Origin of the sequence: Maridesulfovibrio ferrireducens (assembly GCF_016342405.1) — a bacterium.
Classification (GTDB): domain Bacteria; phylum Desulfobacterota; class Desulfovibrionia; order Desulfovibrionales; family Desulfovibrionaceae; genus Maridesulfovibrio; species Maridesulfovibrio ferrireducens_A.
The window spans coordinates 94,939-120,196 of sequence record NZ_JAEINN010000001.1 but is presented as its reverse complement, the minus strand read 5'-3'; the positions used below and the strand labels follow the sequence as shown (position 1 = coordinate 120,196).

Here is a 25,258-nt window from a genome sequence, read left to right as displayed (position 1 = left end):
GCCTCTGTATTTGACAACGCAACGGAACTTAAAATGTTCCAGTTAATCGACAATAAAATTTGCCCCGCAGGTCTCCTATCCCTTCCCTCAAAAGACCCAAAGGACAGGACATCCGCCACTTTGACCTGCGGGGCAACATTTCTCATATGCGGCGCTATTTGCGGCTGCACACGAAACGCCCTGGAGCAGGCCGGAATTAAAGTTATTCCATGGGTACGGGGAACAGTCGATGAAATCCTCGAGGCCTACAGGCTGAATCTACTTGAAAACTTTATCATGCCCGGTTGTTCGGGCAGGTTAGGAAAAAAAGGCAGATGCAGACAAAGACAAGGCAAAGAAATTAATCCCAACCATAGGTTCAAGGAGAAAATAAAATGAAAATTGCAATTAGCTGCCAAGGTCCAAATCTGAATGATTCAATAGACCCCCGTTTCGGTCGTGCTAAAGGTTTTGCTATTTTAGACACCGACAATGACTCTTATGAATTTGTAGATAATACTCAGAACTTAAATGCTCCGCAGGGAGCCGGAATCCAGTCAGCGCAGAATGTTGCAGCGACAGGAGCAAAGGTTATTATTACCGGACATGTAGGCCCAAAAGCTTTCACGGCTCTGGAGAAAGGTGCAATTAAGATTTTCTTAACTGAAAGCGGCACTGTTGAAGATGCTTTTTCTGCCTATAAAAATGGCAATCTGGAAGAAGCTTCCGGCGCAGACAAACCAGGCCACTGGTAAAAAGAAAAGACAAAGCATAATAAGACTCGTTACATCCGTACATTGACAACGCGGTAACAGGTCTTATTTTATACTAATATTTATTATCATTCAGACTTAGGCCGTTCTTAATTCTTAAACGACCTAAGAAAAACATTACCCCTAATACTAAGGGGCAGGAGATTATATATGAGCGATCATGCTTGCGGAAGTTGTTCTTCCTCCGGTTCAGGATGTACATCTCAGGATTGCAGTCCTGAAGATATGAAACTAAAAAAGACTCTTTCCAAAATTAAACATAAAATAGTTGTCATTTCAGGCAAAGGCGGAGTCGGCAAAAGTACTGTTGCAACAAATATTGCTGTAGCTCTTTCTCTTGCCGGAAAACAAGTCGGTTTACTTGATGTTGATGTTCACGGACCAAGTGTCCCTAGATTGCTTTGCCTTGAAGACCAGAAACCTCATATCGGTCATGAAATCATCGAACCTATTTCATACAGTAAGAATCTTTGGGTCATGTCTCTCGGATTCATGCTTCCAAGTAAAGAAGATCCTGTCATCTGGCGTGGACCTGTAAAAATCGGTTTAATAAAACAGTTTGTTCAGGACGTAGCATGGGGAGATCTTGATTTCCTTATCGTAGACTGCCCCCCTGGAACAGGCGATGAACCTCTTTCCACACTCCAGACCCTCGGATCTGATGCTCAGGCCATAATCGTTACAACTCCACAAGGCATTGCAGTTGATGATGTCCGCCGCTCAGTTAACTTTTGTAAACAGGTCGGTAACCCCATCCTTGGACTCATTGAAAACATGAGTGGTTTTGTCTGCCCTGATTGCGGCAGCATTCATAATATTTTCAACACCGGCGGCGGCGAAGCTCTTGCAAAAGAAACGGGTGTTAAATTCCTCGGAAAAATTCCTCTCGATCCAGAAGTAGGACGCTCCGGAGATGAAGGCTACCCAATTGTCCGAGTTGATCACGAAGGAATCACCGGCAAGGCATTAAACGCAATAATTAAGCCTATACTAAACATTTCCGAAACATTGCAGGAGAATTTAAAAATGCCTTCCGTTAATGATCTAAAAGCTAAAAACGGCATGATCAGGATCGCTATCCCTGTTGCAGGCGGAAAACTCTGCATGCACTTCGGACATTGCGAACAGTTTGCATTGATGGATGTTGACACTATGACTAAAGGAGTTGTCGCCACCAACATGGAAACACCTCCACCTCATGAGCCAGGTATTTTGCCTAAGTGGATTGCAGATCAGGGCGTTCAGCTCGTACTTGCAGGCGGAATGGGCGCAAAAGCTCAGTCTCTGTTCACTGATGCAGGTGTCAGAGTCGTTGTAGGCGCTCCCGCAGAATCTCCTGAAAATGTAGTTGCAAGCTATCTTGCAGGAACTCTTGTCACCGGACAAAATACCTGCGATCACTAAGATACTTTTCCAGTACAAAGTATATCGCTATTCCTACTCCTTAAGTACCGATGGCCCGCAGAACTCATCTTCTTGTGGGCCATTGGGCTTTTTAGGTTTTAGCCTTCCAAACTTTAAGTCTGAATTACTTTATGATAACAGTTCAAACTGTCTCAAAGTCAACTTAAACCGAAAAGGACATATTACATGAGCAAGGAACTCGTAGTTATCACAGGAGCAAGTTCAGGAATAGGAGAGGCGACAGCCAGAGCATTCTCGCTTGCAGGACACCCTTTGCTTTTGCTTGCGCGCAGAGTTGAAAGACTGGAAGTATTAGAACTGCCAAACACCATGTGTGAAAAAGTAGATGTAACCGACCTTGAGTCTTTTAAATCAGCAGTTAAAAACGCCGAAGCTAAATACGGACAGGTAGACTGCCTTGTTAACTGCGCAGGTCTTATGCTCCTCGGTAACATCGACACCCAGTCTCCAGCAGAATGGAAAGCCATGTTTGATGTAAATGTCATGGGAGTTTTGAACGGAGTAAAATCAGTAATTTCTGAGATGAAAGCTCGTAAAGGCGGCACAATTGTGAACATAAGTTCCGTTGCAGGCCGAAAAACATTCCCCGAACATGCAGCATACTGCGGCACCAAATTCGCGGTCCACGCAATGACCGAAAACATTCGCGAAGAAGTCTGCGGTTCAAATGTCAGACTCGTTACCATTGCCCCCGGAGTAGTTGAAACAGAACTTCTAAGCCACACAACCTCTGACGAAATCATCAGCGGATACAACGAATTTAAAAAATCAATGGGATCGGTTCTAATTCCACAGGATATTGCCGGAGCAATTATGTTTGCCTACCAGCAACCCCAAAATGTATGCGTGCGCGAAATAGTTATTGCCCCCACAGGACAACCTCAATAATTTCGGCAAAACAAACCACTTACTGTGTAATATACAGAATATAAAAACAGCCCGACATTTAAAATGACGGGCTGTTTTTTTTGTAACTCTAAAAAATTTAGTTGATGATCATTTCACAAAAATAGTATCTCTCAAAACAACGCGCCCGTTCCTGATCTGCGAAATAAATACATCTTTATCAGGATCGCCATTATTATTATAATCGAAAGTACCAGTCACTCCTGCATATGGCGGCATATCAACAAGACCGTCGTGTATTGTTTCAGGATTTGCAGAATGAACATGGTTAATTGCTGCGAAAAGACTCATTGCAGCATCATAAGTTAGAGCCTCAAGCTCTGTAGCTTCAACTCCGTTCTTTTTCTTAAAATCAGCTTCAAACTCTGCATCTCCGGGAATAGGAAGTCCGGAAAACCAGTGATCTGTAAAATAGCTATTTTTGAAAGCATCATTTCTCAACAAATCAACAGAGTCCCATGAATCACTGCCCAAGAAAATTCCTTTGAAGCCTAGCTTTCTGGCTTGACGCGCCTGTAGCTGTACTTTCTTCGTATTATTGGGAAAAAATAAAATTTTAGGATGAGTTGCAATAATTTTCTTGAGCTGCTCCGCATACTCGCGCGCGCCTTCAGGATAATTTTCAAAAGCAGCAATAATGCCGCCATTCTTTTCATAATTCTTTTTGAATAAAGTCGCTAATTCAACACTGTAAGGATTATCAGCTCCATATAAAACAGCAACCGATTCACGATTTAAAGATTCACTCACAAACGTTGCAATCGCCGCCGCCTGTACTGAATTTGTATATGAAACTCTGAACGAATATTTAAACGCAGTTAGCTTATTGGTACTGGCGACCGGAGTAATAAAGGGTACTTTCTTTTTTTCGCAGACTTCAGCGACAGCCAGAGCAACGGAACTGCTTGCTCCACCGATAATAACTGAAACTTTATCCTTCTCAATCAAACGAAGTGCCATCCGAGTCGCAATTTCGGGAGATCCTCCGCTATCAACAGGATAGAGAATAACCTTATGCTTAACACCGGATACATCTACCCCACCTTCGGCATTAACAATATCAGTAGCATAACGAACAGCCGTTACTATATAGGTGCCTCTTCTGAACAACTCACCGCTGGTAACAGCAATGACGCCCACCTTGAACTCAGAAACTTCTTTAGCTTTGTCACTGGAACAGCCCCCCAAAAAAGAAACCATCAGAATTGTCAGACATAAAAATGCCAGACATATAATATTGGGGCACGAAATCATCGCTGCTTTTTTAATAATCATGTGCAGAATGACCTCCGGTGAGAATTTTAAAAGAATCTATACAGTAGTAAAACATAAGGGGCGGTTCCCAAAAAACCACCCCTTAATAACTAAATTCCAGCCATACAATCCCATAATTCTTCACTGACTTCGATACGCACAATACCGTCTTCGATGTACACACGAACATTCAGTTCAGGAATTAAAGCCATATCAATTGCAATTTCTTCCCATTTGTATCTAAGTTCCGCAGGATCTACATCCTTAAGGGGATAACTTTCAGCTACTTTCCAACTCATATCAACATCCTCCAAAAAACAGTTTTAACTTCAGTTTGAAGCGTATTCAATGCACCATTTATTCAACATAACTCTTCGGGTTAAGCCCCAGAAGACAGAAAACTTCATAAGTAATTGTGCCCCACCAGGAAGCCAAATCATCAGGAGAAATAGCACCTTCACCTTCTCCGCCAAGCAAATAAGCTATATCACCGAATTTTACGTCAGGAATAGAACTAACATCCACTGCGGTAAGCTGCATACACACACGCCCGACAATCGGAGCCCGCCGGCCGTTTATGCACATTGAACCTTTACTGGAAAGCCCCCGGCTGTACCCGTCGGCATATCCGGCACAGACAATCGCAACTTTCATATCTTTCTGTGCGGTATAAGTGCAACCGTAACTGATTGATTGCCCTTTTTTCAGTTCACGCACAGCAGCAATCTTTGTACGGACCTGCATTGCCGGCTTCAAACGGGAACCAAGATCTTCCCATGATGTGCCGCTGAGTGGATTGGCTCCATACAGAGCAATCCCACCCCGCTGAGCCGTAAAATGAACATTATCATGTTTTAAAATTCCCGCTGAATTCGCAAGACTAGCTTCAACCTTAAATCCCGCGGACTCAAGAGTCTTCAAAATAAATATGAACTTCTCAGCCTGCGAGCCCACATAACCTTCGTAAGCCGGATCATCAGAGGTTGCAAGATGTGAACTGGCCATTACAGGTCGAATCTGCGGACCGGCTTTAAGAGTCGCAATCAATTCAGCAAGCTCATCAACACTGAAACCCAAACGAGACATTCCTGTCTCAAATTTAAGACTGATTTCAATCTCAAGCTGATGCTTTTCAGCTACAGAAACAAGCATATTGAGTTGATCAAAACAACCTACAAACGGAATAATAGTATCTTCAGCAATAGCTAAACAATCAGCCTCATTAAGCGGACCGAGCAAAGAAATAATTCTCTTTTCGCATCCACTGCGCCGCAACTGAACAGCTTCGCCGACAGTTCCCACAGCAAAAGTGTCAGCGCCTTCGCTTTCAAGGGCACGCGCAACCTCAATCATCCCGTGACCGTATGCGTCAGCTTTAATCACTCCGTAAACATTAGATCCTTTCTCGCAAAGGATTTTGTAATTATGCCGTATAGCTCTTAAATCAACACCGACTTCAAAAGTATTATATCGAATTGCCATTTTTATTTACCGTATGCCTGTCTAAAACATATTCTATTTACGTTTAAATAATTTTTCCATTTCAGAAAAAGACCAGCTTATTATTACAGGTCTGCCGTGAGGACAATATTCCCGCTGTGGGCATTTTGCCCATGCCTCAAGCAATGCCAGAGCTTCATCCAAAGCAAGAGACTGATTTGCCTTAATAGCCGACTTACAGGAAAGCATAATCCAGAGATCGTCAAGATTTTTAGCCTGCCCGTCAACCGCTGCTTTCAAATACCCTTTAGCTTCTCCGGTTTCAAGACTTGGCGGTATTCCGCGCATAAAAAGATTTGAGCCGTTTTCAAGTTCGAGCATAAAGCCGGCCTGACGCAACTCTTCCCACATATCCTGAACTCGGGCCACTTCACTTGGATGGAGCGTCAGTTCTATGGGGATGGCAAGGGGCCTCGAATCGCCCTTAGTCCGCTCAGCACGCATATGATAGTAGATTACCCGTTCATGAGCCGCATGCTGATCAAGAAGCCCGAGTGATCCATTTACAAGCTTAAGAACAAGATAAGTATCAGCTACCTGCCCCAGATATTCGATTGATGTTCCGGGCACAAATTTACTTCGTCCAGCTTCAGAAGAGGTTTGATTCTCTGTTGAAAATACAGGTAATTTATATTCAGATTCACCTGAAAGATTGGACGAAGTGACCGTCTCATTATGAATTTGATAACCGACAGGTTGCTCATGAACAAACTCCCGCGAAACATCATTTGCCTCGCCAGAGGAAGGTGACGGAGCCGTAAAGTCGAGTTTCTCATCAGAATAATCAGTATTCTTGAACTCATTCCAACTGGCAAATTTTGCACGAGGTTCAATGGGCAAACTTGCACGTGAAGCCGCAGGTATCTTTTGGACAGGAGTATCCAACCCTTCAACAACTCCAAGCTCGTAACGAGAAAGTGCCTGAGAAATACCATTATGAATGATGCTGTAGATTGAACGTTCGTCCTGAAAACGAACTTCCATTTTTGCGGGATGAACATTCACATCAACCAAATCCGGCGGAAGCTCCAGAAAAATCACAGCTTGAGGGTATTCACGGGAAATCAACCTACCTTTGTAGGCGCCCCTGATAGCACTGAGCAGAAGCTTATCCTGAACAGGCCGCCCATTCACAAACATTAAAATTCTATCGCCGCGTCCCTGTGCCAGCGAGGGAATTCCTGCACAACCGGACACTTTCATTTCTCCGGCTTCATGCGAAAATGTCAGCAAAGATTCACAAATATTACGCGGCCAGAATATGGCAAGCCTATCAGGAAGCGTTTGATTAGGAGGAAGTCTGAATTGTTCCCTGCCGTTTGAAATAAAAGAAAAACCTGTTTCAAGGTTCGCAAGACTGATCTTAAACAAAACCTGATTACAACGACGGGCTTCGGTTGATTCAGTTTTTAGAAATTTAAGTCTGGCAGGCACATTATAAAACAGATCCTTAACCTCAACCGATGTTCCCGCGGGCATAACGGCTGGACCTTCATCTACAACTTCTCCGCCTTCAACATTTATGAACCATCCTTCCTGTGCATACGCAGTGCAGGAAGCCATTTTAAATCTTGAAACAGAAGCGATACTTGGCAAAGCTTCGCCTCTGAAACCAAAACTTGTAATGGCGGAAAGATCTTCTACATCCGATATTTTACTTGTGGCATGCCTTGTTACCGCAAGATTAAGCTCGTCCGAAGAAATTCCAAAACCGTTATCGCGCACAACAAGAAGCCCCTGTCCACCGCGCTCGACGGTAACATCAACCTGAGAACTTCCTGCATCTATGGAATTCTCAACCAGCTCTTTAACCACGCTGGAAGGACGTTCTACAACTTCACCGGCAGCAATCTGATTTCTAAGCGCAGCGGGAAGAACATGAATTTTACTTCTAGTCATATCCAGATACTCAAATCCTTGATGTTGGATTATTAAAATTACAGCTCATTTTCATTACTGGCACTGAAAAGAACCTACAAGAAGGAAGGCCCCCCGTCCATCATATGAACGGGGGGCCTAAAATTTTCAAACAAATTTTTAATGAACTAGAACACTCCGAAATCAACAAGATTGAAGTTCACAGCGTATCGTTCGTCAATTGTCGTTTTTGAAGCAAGAAATTCAACGAAGAAACATTGATGGTTCCAACCGAGTGAAACTGTCTTTTCGAGGTCTTTACTATTATTAATATCAGCGCGATATTCACCACCGACAACCAATCCCCAAGGCAGGTAAGCTTTAGCCGCGTACCTGACAATCTGCATGTCTGATTCCTGTTTACGCTTATATTCATCAATCTTACGCAGGTAGTCATATCCAAACAGAATTTCACCATATGAGTCATTGAAAATTTTCAAAATATTTTCATGCTCTGTAACATCGCCGAGATAAGGGGAAACCCAAGTACGGGAGGTCAAATTAACGTAATTATACGGGGTCAGAATAATTTCACCCATGACATCCGAGAACGGACGGCGTTCATACTGACCGAGGTCTGCGGAACGCCCAGCTTCGTCAATGTCATAACCTTGTTCTAAACGGAATCTGAAAAATTCGAGATATTCACTTTCCAAAACAGCCTCGCCGTCTTTGCCAGCCACAACCGTGGACTGACTACGGTCCAAAACATTTGTCAGCGAGAAAGTGATATCATTAGACTTTGTAATGCGGTCTCTGGAATCGAAGTAAGGAAGTTCTTTCTGGTTAGGATCATCCTGTACCCAGTTATATTCGAGACGTGGAACAATATTATGTTTCATTTTGGTCCAGCTGCTTTTCCCGATATTATCTTTGGAAGCAACCAGATCTGAACCTACATCAAAAACTCTGAAAAATTCGGAAAACGCGGTGATACCGGCATCAGCAATCAAACGGCCTTGAGTTGAATCTCTTTTGATATCTGAGCTTGCGTTCTGATAAGAATCCATCAGATACGAAGTTGCTCTTACTCCTGCACGAGGAATGAAAGTAACGCCTCCGGCTGTAACCGGCATGCTGAGTGTAGGATGAACATCAAAGCGAGCACCGGTCATACCGAATTCACGCCAGAAATAATTGGCGCTGACTTCAGCTTCCCACTCGAGAGGAGTTCCCATCAGGTTTTCTTTGAAAGCGAAAGCATCTAACTGAGGCAGCTTTTGCAGAGCAGGATTTTTATCACCGGGATTATTACCGTTACGGTAGCGCAAATCTTCATCATATTGGACAAGTCCAGAAACCGCGAATTGGTCCCAGCTTTTAGCGACTAATGCGGTACTGACTCTATGATCGGAATCCATCGGGTTAATATCACGACCGAATTCCTCAAGGAAACCTTCCCTACTTGCTTCGTAGCCGTTTGCACCGGATCTGAATTCACGCAGATAATCCTGATCAGAAACCAAATCAAGGTCAACGATTGTCTGCCAATCAGGTGATCCTACGTAGCCGTTATATTTTGATCTGATCCACCATCTGTTATTGTTGGGTCTGATCATACCTTCGTCTTTAAATACACTCTCAGAATCGGCGGCGTTGTCATATGTTTTACCGTCATACAACCAATCGGCACGCCATTGCCCTTTTGAGTTCACATCTTCTGTGTGGCGGAAATCTACGCCGGGCCTAAAACCGCGTTTAGCCAGATATTCACCGTAAACAGTAAGATCTGTTTCTTCGTTAATTGCCCAGTAATAGGGAATATTAATCTTTGTGCCCATCTTTTTAGAAGAGCCGACTTCAGGAGTTAGAAAACCGGATTGACGCTTTTGATCAAGCGGAAGACTCATATAAGGAGTATACGCAACCGGCACGCCTTTAATTTTAAACTTGGAATGCCAAAGTCTTGCATATCCATTGAGAGTAATATCACCTTCTCCGGCCTCAAAAGACCAGGCGGGATTCTCTCCGTCACAGGCTGTCACTTTTGCATCTTTAAAGCTGTAAGTGGCGCCGTTATGTTTTTCTATAAATTCACTTTCAAAATAGACATGCGGCTTTGCAACAAAAACACGCCCTTTTTTCAGCCATCCGACCATGTTATTCAGATCGAACTCAGCTTCAGCAGCATCGTAGAAATCACCTTTCCACTGAGCTTTAACATTGCCTTTCAGGTAAATCCATTTGGTAGCCTGATAAAAGCGTGCAAAGTCAGCTTTGATGTAACTTGTCCCACTTCGGACTGTTACATTACCATAGGCTTGCACATACTCACTGTCGTTCTCAGCGACAACTTTATCCGCAGAGAACTGCCACTCCTGTTGCGCCTGAGCTGTACCGTTACCGTCAGGCGCAGATATTATCACCTGCTCTTGGGCAAAGGCATATCCCGAAGTGCACAAAAGAAGGCAAAATATGAGTATGATAAACCTTAATTTCAAAACGACCTACCCCTGATATTCAACAAATTTAAACTGTTAGCTTTTTAGATACGGATCTTCTTGAGCGAGATAGTTCTGCACATAATCTTTAGCCGCATCTTCAAGTGAAGTGAACGGCTTTTCATACCCTGCAGCAACCAGCTTACTCATATTCGCTTGAGTAAGGTACTGATATTTATCCCTGATTGACTCAGGCATTTCGATGTAGCTGATATCCGGCTTAACATCCATGGCAGCAAAAACAGAATTAGCAAGTTCATTCCACTGACGAGCCTGCCCGGTTCCGATATTGAAGATGCCGTTCTTATCCTTGTTCTGAAGAAACCACCACATAACATCCACGCAATCTTTGATATAAACAAAATCGCGCTTCTGTCCGCCATTGGAATATTCAGGTTTGTAGGATTTAAAAAGCTTCATCTCACCGGTTTCACTGATCTGACGGTGAGCTTTGCAGATGACACTTTTCATATCATCTTTATGGTACTCATTCGGTCCGAATACATTAAAAAATTTGAGACATACAAGCTTATCCAGAATTCCGCCGCGAAGAGCCCATAAATCAAAAAGCTGTTTGGAATAACCATACATATTCATGGGTTTAAGCTGCTGAATCCCAGCATGGTCATCATCAAACCCGAATCTGCCGTCACCATATGTTGCAGCACTGGATGCGTTGATAAAACGAACATCGTGCTGGATACAGAAACGACAAATCATCTGGGTATAACGATAGTTATTCTCCATCAGAAAATCTGCGTCCAGTTCTGTGGTGGAAGAACAAGCTCCCATATGAATGACTGCGTCAGTTTGAAAAGGATCTTCCCCTTCGAGAAGAATCTTATAAAACTGATCTCTATGAACATAATCTTCGTAACGAAGATTTACTAAATTTTTCCATTTATCGCTCTTTGCAAGGTTATCAACGATCAAAATATCGTCAATTCCCATCTGATTGAGCTTCCAAACCATGGCACTGCCGATGAAACCGGCACCGCCGGTAACAATATACATATATCAATTCTCCAGCTTTTTTAAGCAGATATGACTATTTATCTAAGTAATCTCACAGTTCAAGATGACGGATGTTACTTATTTTTCTATCTTTTTTCAACTACATTTCGACACTTAAACAAAGATTAACTGATACTTGCTACTCCAGACATAAATATAATAGCCCGGATACAATGCTATGAAATTTTAAATTAGAAATTATAACCCTGTAAAAACTAACTAAAATCCAGAAAACTCTTCACACTTTGCAATTTTACCCGAAACATTTTTATAGCTTACACCTATAAAATCTTGTAAACACTGCAACACATTAATATACACCAGTTATATCATACATTATTTTTTATTGTATAACGCATTATCCATACTATTGATTTACATATGACGAACATTTCATACATATTAAAATAAATTTACAACATTATTAACCTTAATAGCACCCGTTCAACAGGGAATCACAGGTCAAAAAAAATTAAATTAATGCTTGATTGCTTTTCATACCATGCTATAATCAAAGAAATACTTACTTTTATCATGATTTTTTCTAGACTTTCTTGATAGTAACGGTATAGATTCTTAACACAAAAGGATTGTTTTAAACATTTATAGAACTCAGCACCAAACGAGAACGAATATGAATTATACCGTAAAAGAAATACTCCACCTTGAGGTGGCTCCGGCACTTGGGTGTACTGAACCTGTAGCAATTGCCCTTGCTACAGCGGCGGCCGCTTCAGTTATTAAAAATGAACGCCCGGAACATATAGAAATATGGGTTGATCCAAACATTTATAAAAATGGACTGGCTGTTATTATTCCCGGAACGGGTGGACTTAACGGACTTGATACTGCGGCGGCTTTAGGAGCTTTATGCGGCGATCCGGCTCTTGGACTTGAAGTTCTGGAACCCGTCACTGATGAAGGTGTCAACGCAGCCTACAAATTTAAAGATGAAAACAATGTTGCAGTTAACCTGCTTCAAGATCAAAAAGGAATCTATGTCAGAGCCTTATTGACCTATAAAGACCACGTAACAGAAGCGATCATCGAAGGAGTTCACGACAATATCACCAGCCTCACGATGGATTCTCTTCCGATTACAGATTCTCCGCTGGTAAAAAAAACACAAGCTGAAAAAGCTGACGTGTTCAAGCTTGAAGATTTCATTAAAAAACTTTCTTTGGATGACTTGATCGATATGATCAACGACCTTGATAAAGATGATTTTACTTTTCTCAAAGAAGGTATCACATATAATATGAGGCTCGCCGACTACGGCCTCAAACACGGTTCGGGACTTGGTGTAGGTCTTGCCCTTGAAAGACTTGCCCGCTTGAAACTCCTGACTCGCGATATGATTCTTTCTGCCCGGATTATCACCTCCGCGGCGGCAGATGCAAGAATGGGTGGAATTAAACTCCCCGCCATGAGCTCCGGAGGATCTGGAAATCACGGTTTAACTGCTATTTTGCCGATTTATGCGGTCAGCAAGTTTGTCGACTGTGATGAAAAGACCTTACTCGAAGCAATCGCACTCAGCCACCTTGTGACTGCTTACGTTAAAGCCCAGACAGGCAGACTGTCAGCTGTCTGCGGATGTTCCGTTGCAGCAGGCGCAGGAGCTACTGCAGGTACTACCTATTTAATGGGAGGAACTTCAAGTCAGATGGCCGGAGCCATTACTAACCTCACTGAAGATCTGGCAGGCATAATTTGTGACGGAGCAAAATCAGGTTGCGCTTTAAAACTCGCAACAGCTGCCGGAACTGCTGTTCAAGCTGCATTGTTTGCAATTCACGGTGTAAATGTCCATTCGACTGATGGTATTATCGGGACATCCCCCGAACAAACAATGCAGAACATAGGAACCCTCAGCACGCAGGGAATGATAGACACAGACAGAACAATCCTTAAAATAATGCTCGAAAAACACTTTGCGACTACAAATATTTAAGAACTAAATAAAATAACACAATAATTATTGCTTAAGAAAAAATAATGCCTTAATAATTAAGGTCTAAATATACATTTAAAACCTATTACCCTACCGATCGGAGGAATGTAATAATGAAAAACAAAAAATTAATTTCACTTCTGACTCTTACACTGATTGCCTTCATGGCCCTTGGTTCAATGGCTTCAGCCGAAACCAAAATTGTGCTTAAACCTAAAGTTGATGCCTTTGCATTGTTTGTAGATACTTCACCTTCAATGAATGAAGCATACAAAGCTACCGGTAACTCTAAAATAGTTGCCGGGCTCAATGCATTGAAGCATTTGAACGGAGTTATTCCTAACCTTGGCTACCAGTCAGCGCTTTACGCAATGCCTGATTTTGTTACTTATTCCCCAAAGGCTACTTACAACAAAAGTGCACTTGCAAAAGGATTGGCCTCCACTCCTACTGACTTGCCTTTTTTCCAGTCTACACCAATGGGCAAAGGCTTTAACGATCTAGACGGCATACTTTCCACATGGAAAGGGAAATTAGCTGTAATATTTGTTTCTGACGGCCTTTCCAACACCGGCAGAAACCCTGCAGCGATTATTTCCAATATGTCCAAAAAATACGGTGACCGTTTCTGCCTACACACCGTCAGTGTTGCTGACACTCCAAAGGGACTCGCAATGATGAAACGTCTTGCTTCCCTCACTCCTTGCGGAGTATTTGTTGAAGCATCCGACCTTTCCAACAAAGCAGTACTTGATAAGTTTGCTCAGGATGTTTTCTACACTCAGGAAGAAGAACTTATCGTTGAAATCGTTCCAGTTGTAGTTGTTCCTCCTGTTCAGGAAAAAATTGTTTTCCGTAACCTGAACTTCGGCTTCGACAAATTCCAGATCACCGAAGAAATGGAACCTTCCCTCGTTGAAGCTGCTGCCATGCTCGAAGCATATCCTAACCTGAAAGTTATGGTAGGCGGACACACTGACAGCACCGGCCCGGAAGCATACAATCAGGGCCTTTCCGAGCGCAGAGCAAAATCTGTAGCAGACTGGATGGCGGCCAACGGAATAGCATCAGATCGTATTGTTGCTACCGGATACGGCGAAATGAATCCTAAGTACGAAAACACCACGAAGGAAGGGCGTAAGCTTAACCGTCGTGTTGAAATCGACGTAGAAGAGTAGTATAAAAATTAAAGATTAAGACCTCTTGTCGGGTTCTTGTTTTCAAATTCGATTTAGAGTAACAATAGGGTGGAAAGGGCATTGCTCTTTCCACCCTTTTTTTAGTTGGAGAACCAAATGAACCTTACCAAAATAAAAACGTTTGCAATTATACTTTGCCTACTACTTTCTACAAATGCACTCGCCAGTGAACTAGCCGGACAGACCGAACTGAACCACTTCCAAGTCTTCTCTCAGAGCTGGGTAACCAAGCTCAACCGAAGCCATATAAAAGGCATACAGCGAATGGAGATCCTTCCGCGAGAGAACGGAGCTTACCTCGCCAGATATCATGCCATAGACCCGGGCAGCATTAAGTGCATTGTCAAAAGAACAAGCTCAAAGAAAAAAGGTCTTATAGGTCTTCTTAAATATATAGAGACCGTATATGAAAGTACCGGTAAAACGCCTGAGATAGCTCGTAATAACCACTTCACGGCAACAAAGAGAACCCGCATCACAGAAATTTTCAGTAATACCGGCAAGGGCTGGCGTTAAGATCCAGCGCTTCATACCTTTTTACTGCTCACAAAAAAACCGCCCCGCTGAAATGTTTCAGCGGGGCGGTAATTTTTTACTCTTTATTCAGAATCTATTTAAAGCGGGAGACAAGCTCACTTAAGTGTTGAGCCATTTCAGAGACTTCCTGAATTCCCTCATTAGCATTCATGATCCCCTGTGACAAAGTCTGTGAGAGACCGTTAATCTCAGTAACGCTGTTGTTAACCTCGTCACTGGTTGCAGACTGTTCTTCGGCCGCAGTGGCAATTGCCCTTACCATGTCGGCAATATTTTCAGATTCCTTGACGATAGCCTCAAGAACTCCACCAGCACCTTCAGCCATCGTGACGGTTCTGCCGACACGCTCACGGGCATCAGACATTTCCGTTACGACTTTTTTAGTACTCTGCTGAATCAAGTCGATAGCGCCCTCAACCTCATTGGTTGCGGACATCGTCTTTTCTGCAAGTTTACGGACTTCATCTGCAACAACCGCAAATCCTCGTCCGGCTTCACCGGCACGGGCTGCTTCAATAGCTGCGTTAAGAGCCAGAAGATTAGTCTGGTCTGCTATATCATTAATTACCGACATAACGGCACCGATATTCTCAGCACGAACAGAGAGATCATTCAAAAGTTCCGCAAGCCTATCAGTGGTCTTGGTAACCATGTGAATTTCTTGAACGGTATTCCTGACAACTTCACCGCCATCACGGGCAACAGTGTTAGCTCTTTCAGAAGCCTCAGCTGTTTCACCTGTATTCTGCGCAACCTCAAGAACAGTTGCATTCATCTGCTCCATAGCCGTTGCAACCTGTCCGGTCTGCATCGCAGTGGTATCAACACCGATAGTGAGTTCATTCATCTGCTGCGATAGTTCTTCAGAATATGAAAGCAGTTTCGTTGAAACTTCGGTAACTTCGTTGGCAACCTCAAGAAGAGCTTCCTGCTGCTTCTCAATATGCATCCGGCTTTCTTCTTCTTCAGTAAGATCAATCATAACGGCAATAGCGCCGACAATTTCATCTTCAGCATTTAAAAGAGCACAAACCTGGTACCTAAGCGGGAATTCAACTCCGTCTTCCCTCATATAACGAAGCAAGTCTTGAGGGCATCCATTGTTTTGAAGGGCATCAGCAGTAATAGCTTTGCCGTCTTTCATAAAGAGACTATCGACCGGAGAGCCGATTATTGCTGATTCTGTTTTTTGCAAAATCTTAAGCATAGGCCCATTTACGAACCCGATATTATTATTTTCATCAGCTACGAACAAAGGCACGGTTATTCCATTCAACACACCCTTATTATATTGTAGCTGGTCTTTAATCTGTCTGGCCATTTCGCCGAGATTATTTCCGAGCAAACTAAGTTCATCGCTTCCGGCCACTTCAAAATGAGCATCAAGATTTCCACTTGTGAACTCATCGGTTGCTCCAGTGATAACCTCAATCCGATTAACAATTGATTTGCGCATAAAGAACAGTAAGGCTCCAAGCAAAACGACAAACCCGGTAAAAGAAAGCATTGCCCCCTTAATTTGGGAATCTACCAAGGAGCCGAACTGACTGGACACATCCTGAACCATTACTAATGAACCAAGAATGGGTTGTCTGCTACCGTGGCAATGATAACAGCGTTTTTCATTTTTTATTGATTCTACTTCAACAAAAACATCCTTACCGCCGATCTCCGAAAGCATTCCTTCCTTTATTACGGACTTAAGGCTCTTTGCGTAGAGTGCTTTAATTTCGGGATTATCAAATTTAGGAGCTAGCTCAGAGCGCAAATCTTTCTTAGAAGTTGAATAAGTAATATTACCTTTATAATTAGTAAGATATACGCTTACGTCATTATAATTTTCTGCAACTGTGGCGAACTTTTCAGTAGTTGCTTTATTGTTACCTTTGGCCATAGGTTCTCTAATCGCAAGCTGTAACAAATCAGCAGTTCTAACAGCTGCACCTTCAATCTCGTGCAACATTGAATTTTTCTGCCAGTAAGAATTTGCTGCAAACAAGCAAATAAAAACTGTCGCTGTCAACAAAGACGTCAAGACCAGAACTTTGTTTCCAAGGGAGTCTTTGATAAAATTCATAATCCCTCCCTTAGTGTGCGCCGCCATAAATCAGCGGTTTAAAGTTAAAGTTCTCAACTCTGTCGGCATTATGACAGACTTCACAGTCCTTGATATCAACCTTAGCTTTAATAAGCTCAGGATCGCCATCTTCAGCATGAAGCGACCCCGGTCCATGACAAACTTCACAACCGGCATCAGCTAACTGAGGCGTTTTTTCAAATGAAACAAAACCGCCGGGTTTGCCATATCCTGTGGCATGACAGGAATAACAATCCTCAAGTTCGTCCTGAGCAAGATCAGAAGCCATAATTTTAATACTTGCACTGGAGTGAGCTTTTTTGGAGTACTTGCTATAGTTTGAAAATTCTTTCTCATGACACTCTGCACAAGCTTCTGATCCAACATAGGTTGCCGAATTTGTGACACCATAACCAACGAACGACAGCCCGAACACTGTCAGTACCGTTAAAAAAACACCGATTCGTATGGTATAGCTTTTTCCTCGCATAAAGATTCACCCCAAATTTAAATGTAAAAATTACACTTCCCCTTAACCCAACTCAACCTCGCGTTACTCAACGTCCCTAAAAATCTTTTACTATGAATTCAAAGAGATTACCCTATTACTCTATAAATAATTCACAGTCTTGCCAAAGATATATCGACCATTCCATTACTAGCTTTAGGGTTATATGTGAAGAGAAATATAATATAACAGCTAGCCATATTCTATGGAATAACAAAAACAATAGCGACGCCACTAAATCAATTCTCATATAATTTAAGGAGATACATTAAAATATTCTTTATGCACACCTATTTTCACATGATTATATAATCAATCCAGTGCTTTGACAAAAAAAAAGTTTTATACAAAGGTTCAAAGTCTGTGAATACTACTTGCGGTAAGGATGGATCTTCTGGCAGTATGCCTCATCTTAAGAATCCATCCTCTGTTATGAATCTTTAAGCCAATCTACACACAGCAAGTTCGCTCCACCGGACTTCAAAGCGTAAAGGCGGCTACTCATTTATGGAAATAGTTAATATTACCAAAACTTACGACGCTAATTTTGTAAGGCAAGTCGAAGAAGAAAGCGGCCAGGACATGAGCCTCTGCTATCAATGCGGTAACTGTACCGCAGGGTGCCCGTATACATTTGTATATGACATACCTGTGAATCAGATTATGCGCCTTGTACAAACTGGGCAGAAAGAAACTGTTCTGAAATGTAAATCTCTTTGGCTATGTGCAACATGTGAATCATGCACAACAAGATGTCCAAACAACATTGATGTAGCACACATAATGGACGTATTACGCCACATGGCCCGCCGTGAAGGCTATGCTCCAGTGCCTACTGTTAAATCCTTCTGGGACAGTTTCCTGTCATCAGTTGAAAATAACGGACGAGTCTTTGAAATAGGGCTTCTAGCATCCTATATCACTAAAACCGGACGCTTCTGGACAGACGTCGATCTGGGACCAAAAGTTCTGCCCAAAGGGAAAATGCACTTCACGCCTCCCCAGATACAGGGCAAAGAAGAAGTCAAAAAGATCTTTAACCGATTCAAAGAGGAGTCTCGTAAATGAGTGATTCCTTAACTTATGCGTATTATCCAGGTTGCTCCGGCACCGGAACTTCTATTGAATATGACATGTCCACCCGCGCAGTCTGTGCAGAGCTGGGCATAACGCTGACCGAAATCCCCGATTGGAGTTGCTGCGGTTCCACCCCGGCACACACAGTCGATCATACTTTGTCCTCAGCTCTGTCGGCCCGCAATCTTGCTCTGGTCGAAAAAATGAATCTGGACACAGCGATCACTCCTTGTCCTAGTTGCCTGACCAACCTCAAGACAGCCACTCACAGAATGAAAAAAGACGGCTTTCGTGACAAGGTCAACAAACTGCTCGACACTCCCTATCAGGGCGGAGTCGCAACGAAATCCGTATTGCAGATTATTGTTGAAGACATGGGACTCAAGGCTCTTAAAGACAAGGCTGTTAAACCGCTTAAAGGACTTAAAGTCGCGGCATATTACGGTTGCATCATGAACCGCCCGCCGGAAGTCATGAACTTTGACGACCCCGAGCACCCCATGGCTATGGATAATATCATGACAGCTCTGGGAGCAACGGTCCTTCCTTTCCCGCTTAAAGTTGAGTGCTGCGGAGCATCATTCGGTATCCCCCGCAAGGATATTGTTATGAGCCTCTCCGGCAAACTGCTTGACGCAGCAAAAGACATCGGAGCTGAAGCGCTGGTTACGGCCTGCCCTTTGTGCCAGATGAATCTTGATCTGCGACAGGATCAGGTAAACTCTGCTGCCGGAACCAATCACCATATCCCGGTGTTTTATTACACCCAGCTTATCGGATTGGCTCTCGGACTAAGCGAAAAGGAACTCGGAATCGACAAGCTCTGCGTGGACCCTCGCAAAGTCATTAATGCCATCGGCAGGGACGAGACCTCCTAAGAGCTCCCACCCCGGTCAAGAACGTCAAGGAGAAGACTTAAATGAAAATAGGAGTCTTTATCTGCCACTGCGGAACTAATATTGAAGGAACCGTGGATACTGCCGCGGTTGCTGAAGCTTCCCGGGAATTTCCCGGCGTAGTATTCGCAACAGATACAATGTACGCCTGCTCCGAACCCGGACAGGATGGTATAATAGAAGCTATTAAAGAACACCGTCTAGACGGTGTGGTTGTTGCATCCTGCACACCCAGAATGCATGAACCTACTTTCCGCCGTACTCTGGAAAGAGCGGGTCTGAACCGCTACCTTTTCGAAATGGCGAACATAAGAGAACACGTTTCATGGGTAGGGAAGGACAGAGAAGCCAATACCAACAAGGCATCTGATCTTGTTCGGATGGCAGCTGCAAAACTTCTCAAAAACCGTCCGCTGTTCTCCAAACAATTCCCTGTAAACAAAAGTGTCATGGTAGTCGGTGGCGGTGTCGCCGGTATTCAGGCAGCTTTGGACTGTGCCAACGGTGGACTAAAAGTAGTCTTAGTTGAAAAAGAAACCACCATCGGCGGCAAGATGGCTAAACTGGATAAAACATTCCCTACTGTGGACTGTTCCAGTTGTGTCCTCGGACCTCTCATGGTTGATGTTGCACAGCACCCGAACATTACTCTCCACGCATATTCGGAAATCAAAGAAGTTAACGGTTATGTCGGAAACTTTGAGATCCAAATTAAAAAGAAAGCCAGCTACGTTAACTGGGATCTCTGCACAGGCTGCGGTCTATGTATTGAAAAATGTCCCAGCAGAAAAGCTACTGACTTCTTTAACGAAAAACTTGCAACGACAAAAGCTATCAATATCCCGTTCCCGCAGGCCATTCCTAAAAAAGCAAAGATCGACCCTGAATTCTGTATGAAAATACAGAAAGACAAATGCGGCGTCTGTGCAAAGGTCTGTCCTTCGGAAGCAATCGATTTTACTCAGCAAGATGAAATTATCACTGAAAATGTCGGCGCAGTTGTCGCGGCAACAGGATATGATCTCTTCGACTGGACTGTATACGGAGAATACGGCGGCGGAAAATACCCCGACGTTATTACCTCCCTGCAATACGAACGCATGCTTTCCGCTTCTGGGCCAAGTGAAGGACACATCAAACGTCCTTCCGACGGCAAAGAGCCAAAGAATGTTGTTTTCATCCAGTGTGTAGGATCAAGAGATAAATCTGTCGGCCGTCCGTATTGTTCAGGCTTCTGCTGTATGTACACAGCCAAGCAGTCAATTCTGACCAAAGACCACCTTCCCGATTCTCAGTCACATGTATTCTATATGGACATCCGCTCTCCAGGTAAAATGTACGACGAGTTTACCCGTCGCGCTATGGAAGAGTATGGAGCCAATTACATCCGCGGTCGCGTTTCAATGATCTATCCTAAAGGTGATAAACTGGTTGTTCGCGGTGCAGATACTCTTATGGGTGCTCAGGTTGAAATTGACGCAGATCTCGTTGTTCTAGCAGTTGGTGTAGAATCCTCTGTCGGAGCCACCGATCTGGCTAAAAAACTGCGTATCTCATACGATAATTACGGCTTTTATATGGAAGGACATCCTAAACTTAAACCTGTTGAAACAAACACTGCCGGGGTTTACCTCGCCGGAGCCTGTCAGGGACCGAAAGATATCCCTGCTTCAGTAGCACAGGGCAGCGCGGCAGCATCTAAAGTTCTGGGATTGTTCTCGCAAGACATGCTTGCAAGCGACCCGCAGGTTTCAGTAGTTGATATCAAGCGCTGTATCGGATGCGGAAAATGTATCCAGACATGCCCCTTCGGAGCCATCAAGGAAATTGATTTCCGCGGCATGAAGAAGGCCGAAGTGATTGAAACAATTTGTCAGGGTTGCGGAATCTGTACAGCCACCTGCCCTCAGGGCGCAGTTCAGCTCCAGCATTTCACTGATAACCAGATTCTCGCGGAGGTTAACGCAGTATGCCGATTCTAGAAGGTAAAGAACTTAGAATCGTCGGTTTTCTCTGTAACTGGTGTTCCTATGGCGGTGCTGATACCGCCGGAGTAGGAAGATTCAAACAACCGACAGATTTGCGAGTTATAAAGGTTCCCTGTTCAGGTAGAATTGACCCCCTGTTTATCGTCAAGACTCTCATGTCCGGCGCTGACGGAGTGCTGGTTTCCGGCTGTCATCCTAGAGACTGCCATTATACCGAAGGCAACTTCTACGCCCGCCGCAGATTGGAAATGCTGAAAAGGTTCCTTCCGATCATGGGTATTGATGCCAAGCGTTTTGAATACACTTGGGTTTCAGCCTCTGAAGGGCAACGCTGGCAGGAAGTCGTAACGAAATTCACCGAGCAAATCCATGAGCTTGGACCCGCCCCTAAAATAGCTGGAGCGGATGCAGAAGAGACTCTCAAATTGATGGAAGCGGCTCTTTAAGCTGCCGTTTTCAACCAAGGAGATACAGGGTGCAAAATCTGAAAGATCTGAAAGAACAAATCAGGAAAGCCCTGCCGGAATTAGATGTTGTGATAGGATGGACGGGTGGATATGACCCGCTTCACGCCACTCCGCATTTCATTCGCAGGGATGAAGATATTGATAAACTTCAAGTGAATGCGCTTTGCGTTCATAACCTTGCCACCTACCTGCCCGCCCTGCGCGGCAAAAAGGTCGGCATTGTAGTAAAAGGTTGCGACAGCCGCTCCGTAGTTGAATTGCTACAGGAAAATCTTATCGACCGCGCAGGTGTAACCATCTTCGGGTTCGGTTGTAACGGCGTCGTAGATCAGACCAAAATCCGTAGAATCGTAGGAGACGTCGGAAACATCGACTCCTGTGAAATCTCAGGATCAGACGTCACGGTCAGCGCTTCCGGCGCAGAACACAAACTCCCCTTGGGAGATGTTCTTGCCGACAAATGCGCAACCTGCCGCTACCCTAATGCAGTGCTCAGCGATCACTTTGCAGGAGAAGAAGTAACAACCACAGCAACATTTGAAGACGGCTACAAAGATGTAGTCGAATTTGAAGAAAAACCTGTGGAAGAAAAGTTCGGATTCTGGCTGAAAGAAATGGACCGTTGCATCCGCTGCTACGCATGCCGCAACGCATGCCCGTTATGCGTATGCCGCGACCACTGTGTTGCTCAAAGCCGCGATCCTCACTGGCTGAGTCAGGAAGCCCATGTTCGTGACAAATGGATGTTTCAGGTTATCCACGCCTATCATCTTGCCGGACGCTGCACTGAGTGTGGAGAATGTCAGCGGGCATGTCCTGTAGATATTCCCATCCTCCTGTTCAAGAAAAAAATGAACAAAGAGATCAAAGAAGTCTTCGACTATGAAGCCGGAATAGATCCGGAAGCGACACCACCGCTCATGACCTTCAAAACTGAAGAAGATAAGATCAGAGAGAGGAAATGGTAATGGCGCAGACTAAATTCATAAAAAAAGAAAGTTTGTCGGCATGGCTGGAAGAACTGGGACAAGATCACGAAGTGCTTGCCCCCCGGTTCGAAGGTGACTCTATCATTTTCCGGCCCTATGATTCAGAGAAAGGTTTCTTCATTGACCGGGAAGCAACTGCGCCACCTAAAAAGGCAATCTTTCCGCAAAGTGAAACTCTTCTTGAATACAGCCAGATAAAAGACATGGAAAACCTTTCCAAGATCGCTATGGATGTAAAGGAAACTATTCCGACCACATCCTATGTTGTTTTTGGAAACCGTCCCTGTGATGCTCGCGGTTTTACTATGTTCGACCGTGTTTATCTGAATGGGGAAAAAGTCGACGTATATTACAAAGCTCGTAGAGAAAACACCTACTTCATCACTCTGTCATGCGAAAAAGGTGAAGCCACCTGTTTCTGCAACGCAGTGGGGAGCGGGCCGTCTGACCCTTCAGGCTCAGACCTTCTCATGACTCCTGTAAAAGACGGCTATTATATCGAATCTGTCAGCAAACGAGGCGAAGAACTTCTCAAGAGTTCCCTGCTCACTGACGGCTCCAAAATGAAAGCCGAAGCTGATAAATATAAAAAAGCTGCCAATGCTTCCATGAACAAAGCTCCTGATTTCACAGGCAGCCCGGAAAAACTTCTGGCTGTTTTTGATAACGGTGCGTTCTGGGAAGAAATGTCAGACAAATGTATTAGCTGCGGAGCCTGCACATACCTGTGCCCCACATGCTACTGCTTCAATATAACAGACGAAGCAAACGGCCTGAAAGGAACACGCATCAGATCATGGGACAACTGCATGTCAGCCCAGTTCACATCTGAAGCAAGCGGACACAATCCGCGTCCCGCCAAGGCCAACAGGCTCAAGAATAGAGTCGGTCATAAATTCAGTTACTATCCCGATCTGCACGGCGGAGTTATCTCCTGCTGCGGTTGCGGACGCTGTATCAAGAGCTGCCCGGTCGGCGTTGATATCCGCCAGATAGTACTGAGTGCAATCGCCTACAAGCCAGCAACCAAGAAGGAGGCCTAACAATGAATAGTAATCCTTATCTGCCGGCAATGGCGACTATTCAGGAAGTGATTGAAGAGACTCCGACTATCAAAACCTTCCGCGTTACGCTGAACAACCCGAACTTGAAAAAAGATTTCACTTTCGGTCCGGGTCAGGTCGGACAGCTGTCCGCATTCGGAATAGGAGAGGCCACTTTTGTAATCAATTCCTCCCCTACCCGCATGGATTACCTGCAATTCAGCGTAATGAAGACCGGTGAAGTAACTTCAATGCTTCACACCTTAAGCGCCGGAGATCAGATCGGGGTTCGCGCTCCGCTCGGCAATGCGTTCCCTTACGAAGATATGAAAGGCAAAGACATCGTCTTCGTCGGTGGCGGAATCGGTATGGCACCGCTTCGCACACTGCTGCTTTTCATGCTCGATAATCGTAAAGATTACGGCAAAATCACTCTGCTCTACGGAGCAAGAAGCCCGGTAGACATGGCGTTCAGCTATGAACTTCCCGAATGGCTGGAAAGAGATGATCTTGATACGCATCTGACCATCGACGCACCTTTTGAAGGCTGGGAGCACAACGTGGGTCTAATCCCGAATGTACTTCTGGATATTAATCCTTCTCCTAAAAACTGCGTAGCGATAACTTGCGGTCCGCCGATCATGATTAAGTTCACAGTTCAGGCGCTCGCAAAACTCGGCTTCGAGGATGAGCAGATTTATACCACCCTTGAAAAACGCATGAAATGCGGTATCGGCATATGCGGACGTTGTAACATCGGAACCAGCTATGTTTGTCAGGATGGCCCTGTTTACACATACGCACAGCTGAAAAAACTTCCTAACGAAATGTAATTAAATTCAGCGCCCTGTTTCCAAAAAACGGGGCGCTGTTAAAAAATCAAGCACACGAGCTGGATGAAAATACTTTTAGCCGACGACGAAAAAATAAATCTGCTCTCCGCATCCAGACTGCTGGAAAAACGCGGATATACGGTGACCACGGCTGTAAACGGCTTGCAAGTGCTTGAGTTGCTAAAAAATAACGACTTTGACTGCATCCTCATGGATATAGAAATGCCGGAAATGAGTGGACTTGAAGCCGCCAAAAGGATTCAAGACAGTTCCGTTTTCGGAGAAAAATCCAAAACTCCGATCATTGCCATGACCGGACATTCCTTACAAGACACTCACGACGATTTTGAAAAAGCAAACATAAAATATTATGTCAGCAAGCCGTTTGATATCGAAATTTTAGTTCAGACCATAGAAAAATCGACTTCCAGTAATTAATAATTACCGAAAGCCGATTTATATTTTCAGCTAAAAGCCTTCC

The 25,258-nt window shown here is 44.1% G+C and carries 23 protein-coding genes; 15 read left to right on the top strand and 8 right to left on the bottom strand.

Annotated features, from left to right (window positions below; translation table 11 throughout):
* Nucleotides 1-33 precede the first annotated feature (33 nt).
* From JEY82_RS00515 to JEY82_RS00500, 4 genes are all read left to right on the top strand, one after another.
* Nucleotides 34-378, top strand: a complete 345-nt coding sequence (locus JEY82_RS00515; RefSeq protein WP_304081607.1) for a NifB/NifX family molybdenum-iron cluster-binding protein — start codon at nt 34-36, stop codon at nt 376-378.
* Nucleotides 375-734 carry a NifB/NifX family molybdenum-iron cluster-binding protein gene (locus JEY82_RS00510; RefSeq protein WP_304081606.1) on the top strand — a complete coding sequence of 120 codons (360 nt, stop codon included), beginning with the start codon at nt 375-377 and terminating at the stop codon, nt 732-734. The genes JEY82_RS00515 and JEY82_RS00510 overlap by 4 nt, the downstream gene beginning before the upstream one ends.
* Nucleotides 735-902: 168 nt before the next feature.
* Nucleotides 903-2,156, top strand: a complete 1,254-nt coding sequence (locus JEY82_RS00505) for an iron-sulfur cluster carrier protein MrpORP (RefSeq protein WP_304081604.1) — start codon at nt 903-905, stop codon at nt 2,154-2,156.
* A gap of 186 nt (nt 2,157-2,342) precedes the next feature.
* Entirely contained in the window at nt 2,343-3,065 is a 723-nt protein-coding gene (locus tag JEY82_RS00500) for an SDR family oxidoreductase (RefSeq protein WP_304081600.1), read from the top strand.
* A gap of 108 nt (nt 3,066-3,173) precedes the next feature.
* On the opposite strand, the gene JEY82_RS00495 is transcribed toward JEY82_RS00500, so the two are convergent.
* The 6 genes from JEY82_RS00495 to rfaD all read right to left on the bottom strand — a co-directional run bounded on the left by JEY82_RS00495 (nt 3,174) and on the right by rfaD (nt 11,209).
* On the bottom strand, nt 3,174-4,358 hold the full coding sequence (locus tag JEY82_RS00495; RefSeq protein WP_304081598.1) for an ABC transporter substrate-binding protein: 1,185 nt from the start codon (nt 4,356-4,358) through the stop codon (nt 3,174-3,176).
* An 89-nt stretch (nt 4,359-4,447) separates the two neighbouring features.
* Nucleotides 4,448-4,636 (bottom strand): hypothetical protein, encoded by a 189-nt coding sequence (locus JEY82_RS00490; RefSeq protein ID WP_304081596.1) that lies wholly within the window; start codon nt 4,634-4,636, stop codon nt 4,448-4,450.
* 58 nt (nt 4,637-4,694) lie between these two features.
* Nucleotides 4,695-5,819, bottom strand: coding sequence for an alanine racemase (gene alr / locus JEY82_RS00485; protein ID WP_304081594.1), 1,125 nt, complete (start codon nt 5,817-5,819; stop codon nt 4,695-4,697).
* A gap of 33 nt (nt 5,820-5,852) precedes the next feature.
* The gene (gene mutL, locus JEY82_RS00480) at nt 5,853-7,736 is read right to left on the bottom strand and encodes a DNA mismatch repair endonuclease MutL (protein WP_304081592.1); all 1,884 of its coding nucleotides are present in this window, start codon (nt 7,734-7,736) and stop codon (nt 5,853-5,855) included.
* A 146-nt stretch (nt 7,737-7,882) separates the two neighbouring features.
* Nucleotides 7,883-10,120: an LPS-assembly protein LptD gene (locus JEY82_RS00475; RefSeq protein WP_304081590.1), complete on the bottom strand. Its 2,238-nt coding sequence runs from the start codon at nt 10,118-10,120 to the stop codon at nt 7,883-7,885.
* A 111-nt stretch (nt 10,121-10,231) separates the two neighbouring features.
* The gene (rfaD, locus tag JEY82_RS00470; RefSeq protein ID WP_304081588.1) at nt 10,232-11,209 is read right to left on the bottom strand and encodes an ADP-glyceromanno-heptose 6-epimerase; all 978 of its coding nucleotides are present in this window, start codon (nt 11,207-11,209) and stop codon (nt 10,232-10,234) included.
* 634 nt (nt 11,210-11,843) lie between these two features.
* On the opposite strand from rfaD, the gene JEY82_RS00465 reads away from it, so the two are divergent.
* The 3 genes from JEY82_RS00465 to JEY82_RS00455 all read left to right on the top strand — a co-directional run bounded on the left by JEY82_RS00465 (nt 11,844) and on the right by JEY82_RS00455 (nt 14,878).
* A complete protein-coding gene (locus JEY82_RS00465; RefSeq protein WP_304081586.1) occupies nt 11,844-13,163 on the top strand; it encodes a serine dehydratase subunit alpha family protein in 1,320 nt (439 codons plus the stop codon).
* 113 nt (nt 13,164-13,276) lie between these two features.
* Nucleotides 13,277-14,341 carry an OmpA family protein gene (locus tag JEY82_RS00460; protein ID WP_304081584.1) on the top strand — a complete coding sequence of 355 codons (1,065 nt, stop codon included), beginning with the start codon at nt 13,277-13,279 and terminating at the stop codon, nt 14,339-14,341.
* A 117-nt stretch (nt 14,342-14,458) separates the two neighbouring features.
* Nucleotides 14,459-14,878, top strand: a complete 420-nt coding sequence (locus JEY82_RS00455) for a hypothetical protein (protein WP_304081582.1) — start codon at nt 14,459-14,461, stop codon at nt 14,876-14,878.
* Nucleotides 14,879-14,972: 94 nt separating this feature from the next.
* On the opposite strand, the gene JEY82_RS00450 is transcribed toward JEY82_RS00455, so the two are convergent.
* Complete coding sequence (locus JEY82_RS00450) at nt 14,973-16,976, bottom strand: methyl-accepting chemotaxis protein (protein ID WP_304081580.1); 2,004 nt, start codon at nt 16,974-16,976, stop codon at nt 14,973-14,975.
* Nucleotides 16,977-16,986: 10 nt separating this feature from the next.
* Nucleotides 16,987-17,466 (bottom strand): cytochrome c family protein, encoded by a 480-nt coding sequence (locus JEY82_RS00445; RefSeq protein WP_304081579.1) that lies wholly within the window; start codon nt 17,464-17,466, stop codon nt 16,987-16,989.
* Nucleotides 17,467-17,991: 525 nt separating this feature from the next.
* Between JEY82_RS00445 and JEY82_RS00440 the strand changes: the two genes are divergently transcribed.
* The 8 genes from JEY82_RS00440 to JEY82_RS00405 all read left to right on the top strand — a co-directional run bounded on the left by JEY82_RS00440 (nt 17,992) and on the right by JEY82_RS00405 (nt 25,215).
* Nucleotides 17,992-18,552 (top strand): 4Fe-4S dicluster domain-containing protein, encoded by a 561-nt coding sequence (locus JEY82_RS00440; RefSeq protein ID WP_304081577.1) that lies wholly within the window; start codon nt 17,992-17,994, stop codon nt 18,550-18,552.
* Nucleotides 18,549-19,439 (top strand): CoB--CoM heterodisulfide reductase iron-sulfur subunit B family protein, encoded by an 891-nt coding sequence (locus JEY82_RS00435; protein ID WP_304081575.1) that lies wholly within the window; start codon nt 18,549-18,551, stop codon nt 19,437-19,439. Before JEY82_RS00440 ends, JEY82_RS00435 begins: the two co-directional genes overlap by 4 nt.
* Before the next feature lie 41 nt (nt 19,440-19,480).
* Complete coding sequence (locus JEY82_RS00430) at nt 19,481-21,439, top strand: CoB--CoM heterodisulfide reductase iron-sulfur subunit A family protein (protein ID WP_304081573.1); 1,959 nt, start codon at nt 19,481-19,483, stop codon at nt 21,437-21,439.
* Nucleotides 21,427-21,891, top strand: coding sequence for a hydrogenase iron-sulfur subunit (locus JEY82_RS00425; protein WP_092157256.1), 465 nt, complete (start codon nt 21,427-21,429; stop codon nt 21,889-21,891). The genes JEY82_RS00430 and JEY82_RS00425 overlap by 13 nt, the downstream gene beginning before the upstream one ends.
* Nucleotides 21,892-21,920: 29 nt before the next feature.
* Nucleotides 21,921-22,880: a 4Fe-4S dicluster domain-containing protein gene (locus JEY82_RS00420; protein WP_304081570.1), complete on the top strand. Its 960-nt coding sequence runs from the start codon at nt 21,921-21,923 to the stop codon at nt 22,878-22,880.
* Nucleotides 22,880-23,944 carry a 4Fe-4S dicluster domain-containing protein gene (locus JEY82_RS00415; protein WP_304081568.1) on the top strand — a complete coding sequence of 355 codons (1,065 nt, stop codon included), beginning with the start codon at nt 22,880-22,882 and terminating at the stop codon, nt 23,942-23,944. Before JEY82_RS00420 ends, JEY82_RS00415 begins: the two co-directional genes overlap by 1 nt.
* Before the next feature lie 2 nt (nt 23,945-23,946).
* Nucleotides 23,947-24,777, top strand: a complete 831-nt coding sequence (locus tag JEY82_RS00410; protein WP_304081566.1) for an FAD/NAD(P)-binding protein — start codon at nt 23,947-23,949, stop codon at nt 24,775-24,777.
* Between the two features lie 63 nt (nt 24,778-24,840).
* On the top strand, nt 24,841-25,215 hold the full coding sequence (locus JEY82_RS00405) for a response regulator (protein ID WP_304081564.1): 375 nt from the start codon (nt 24,841-24,843) through the stop codon (nt 25,213-25,215).
* Nucleotides 25,216-25,258 lie beyond the last annotated feature (43 nt).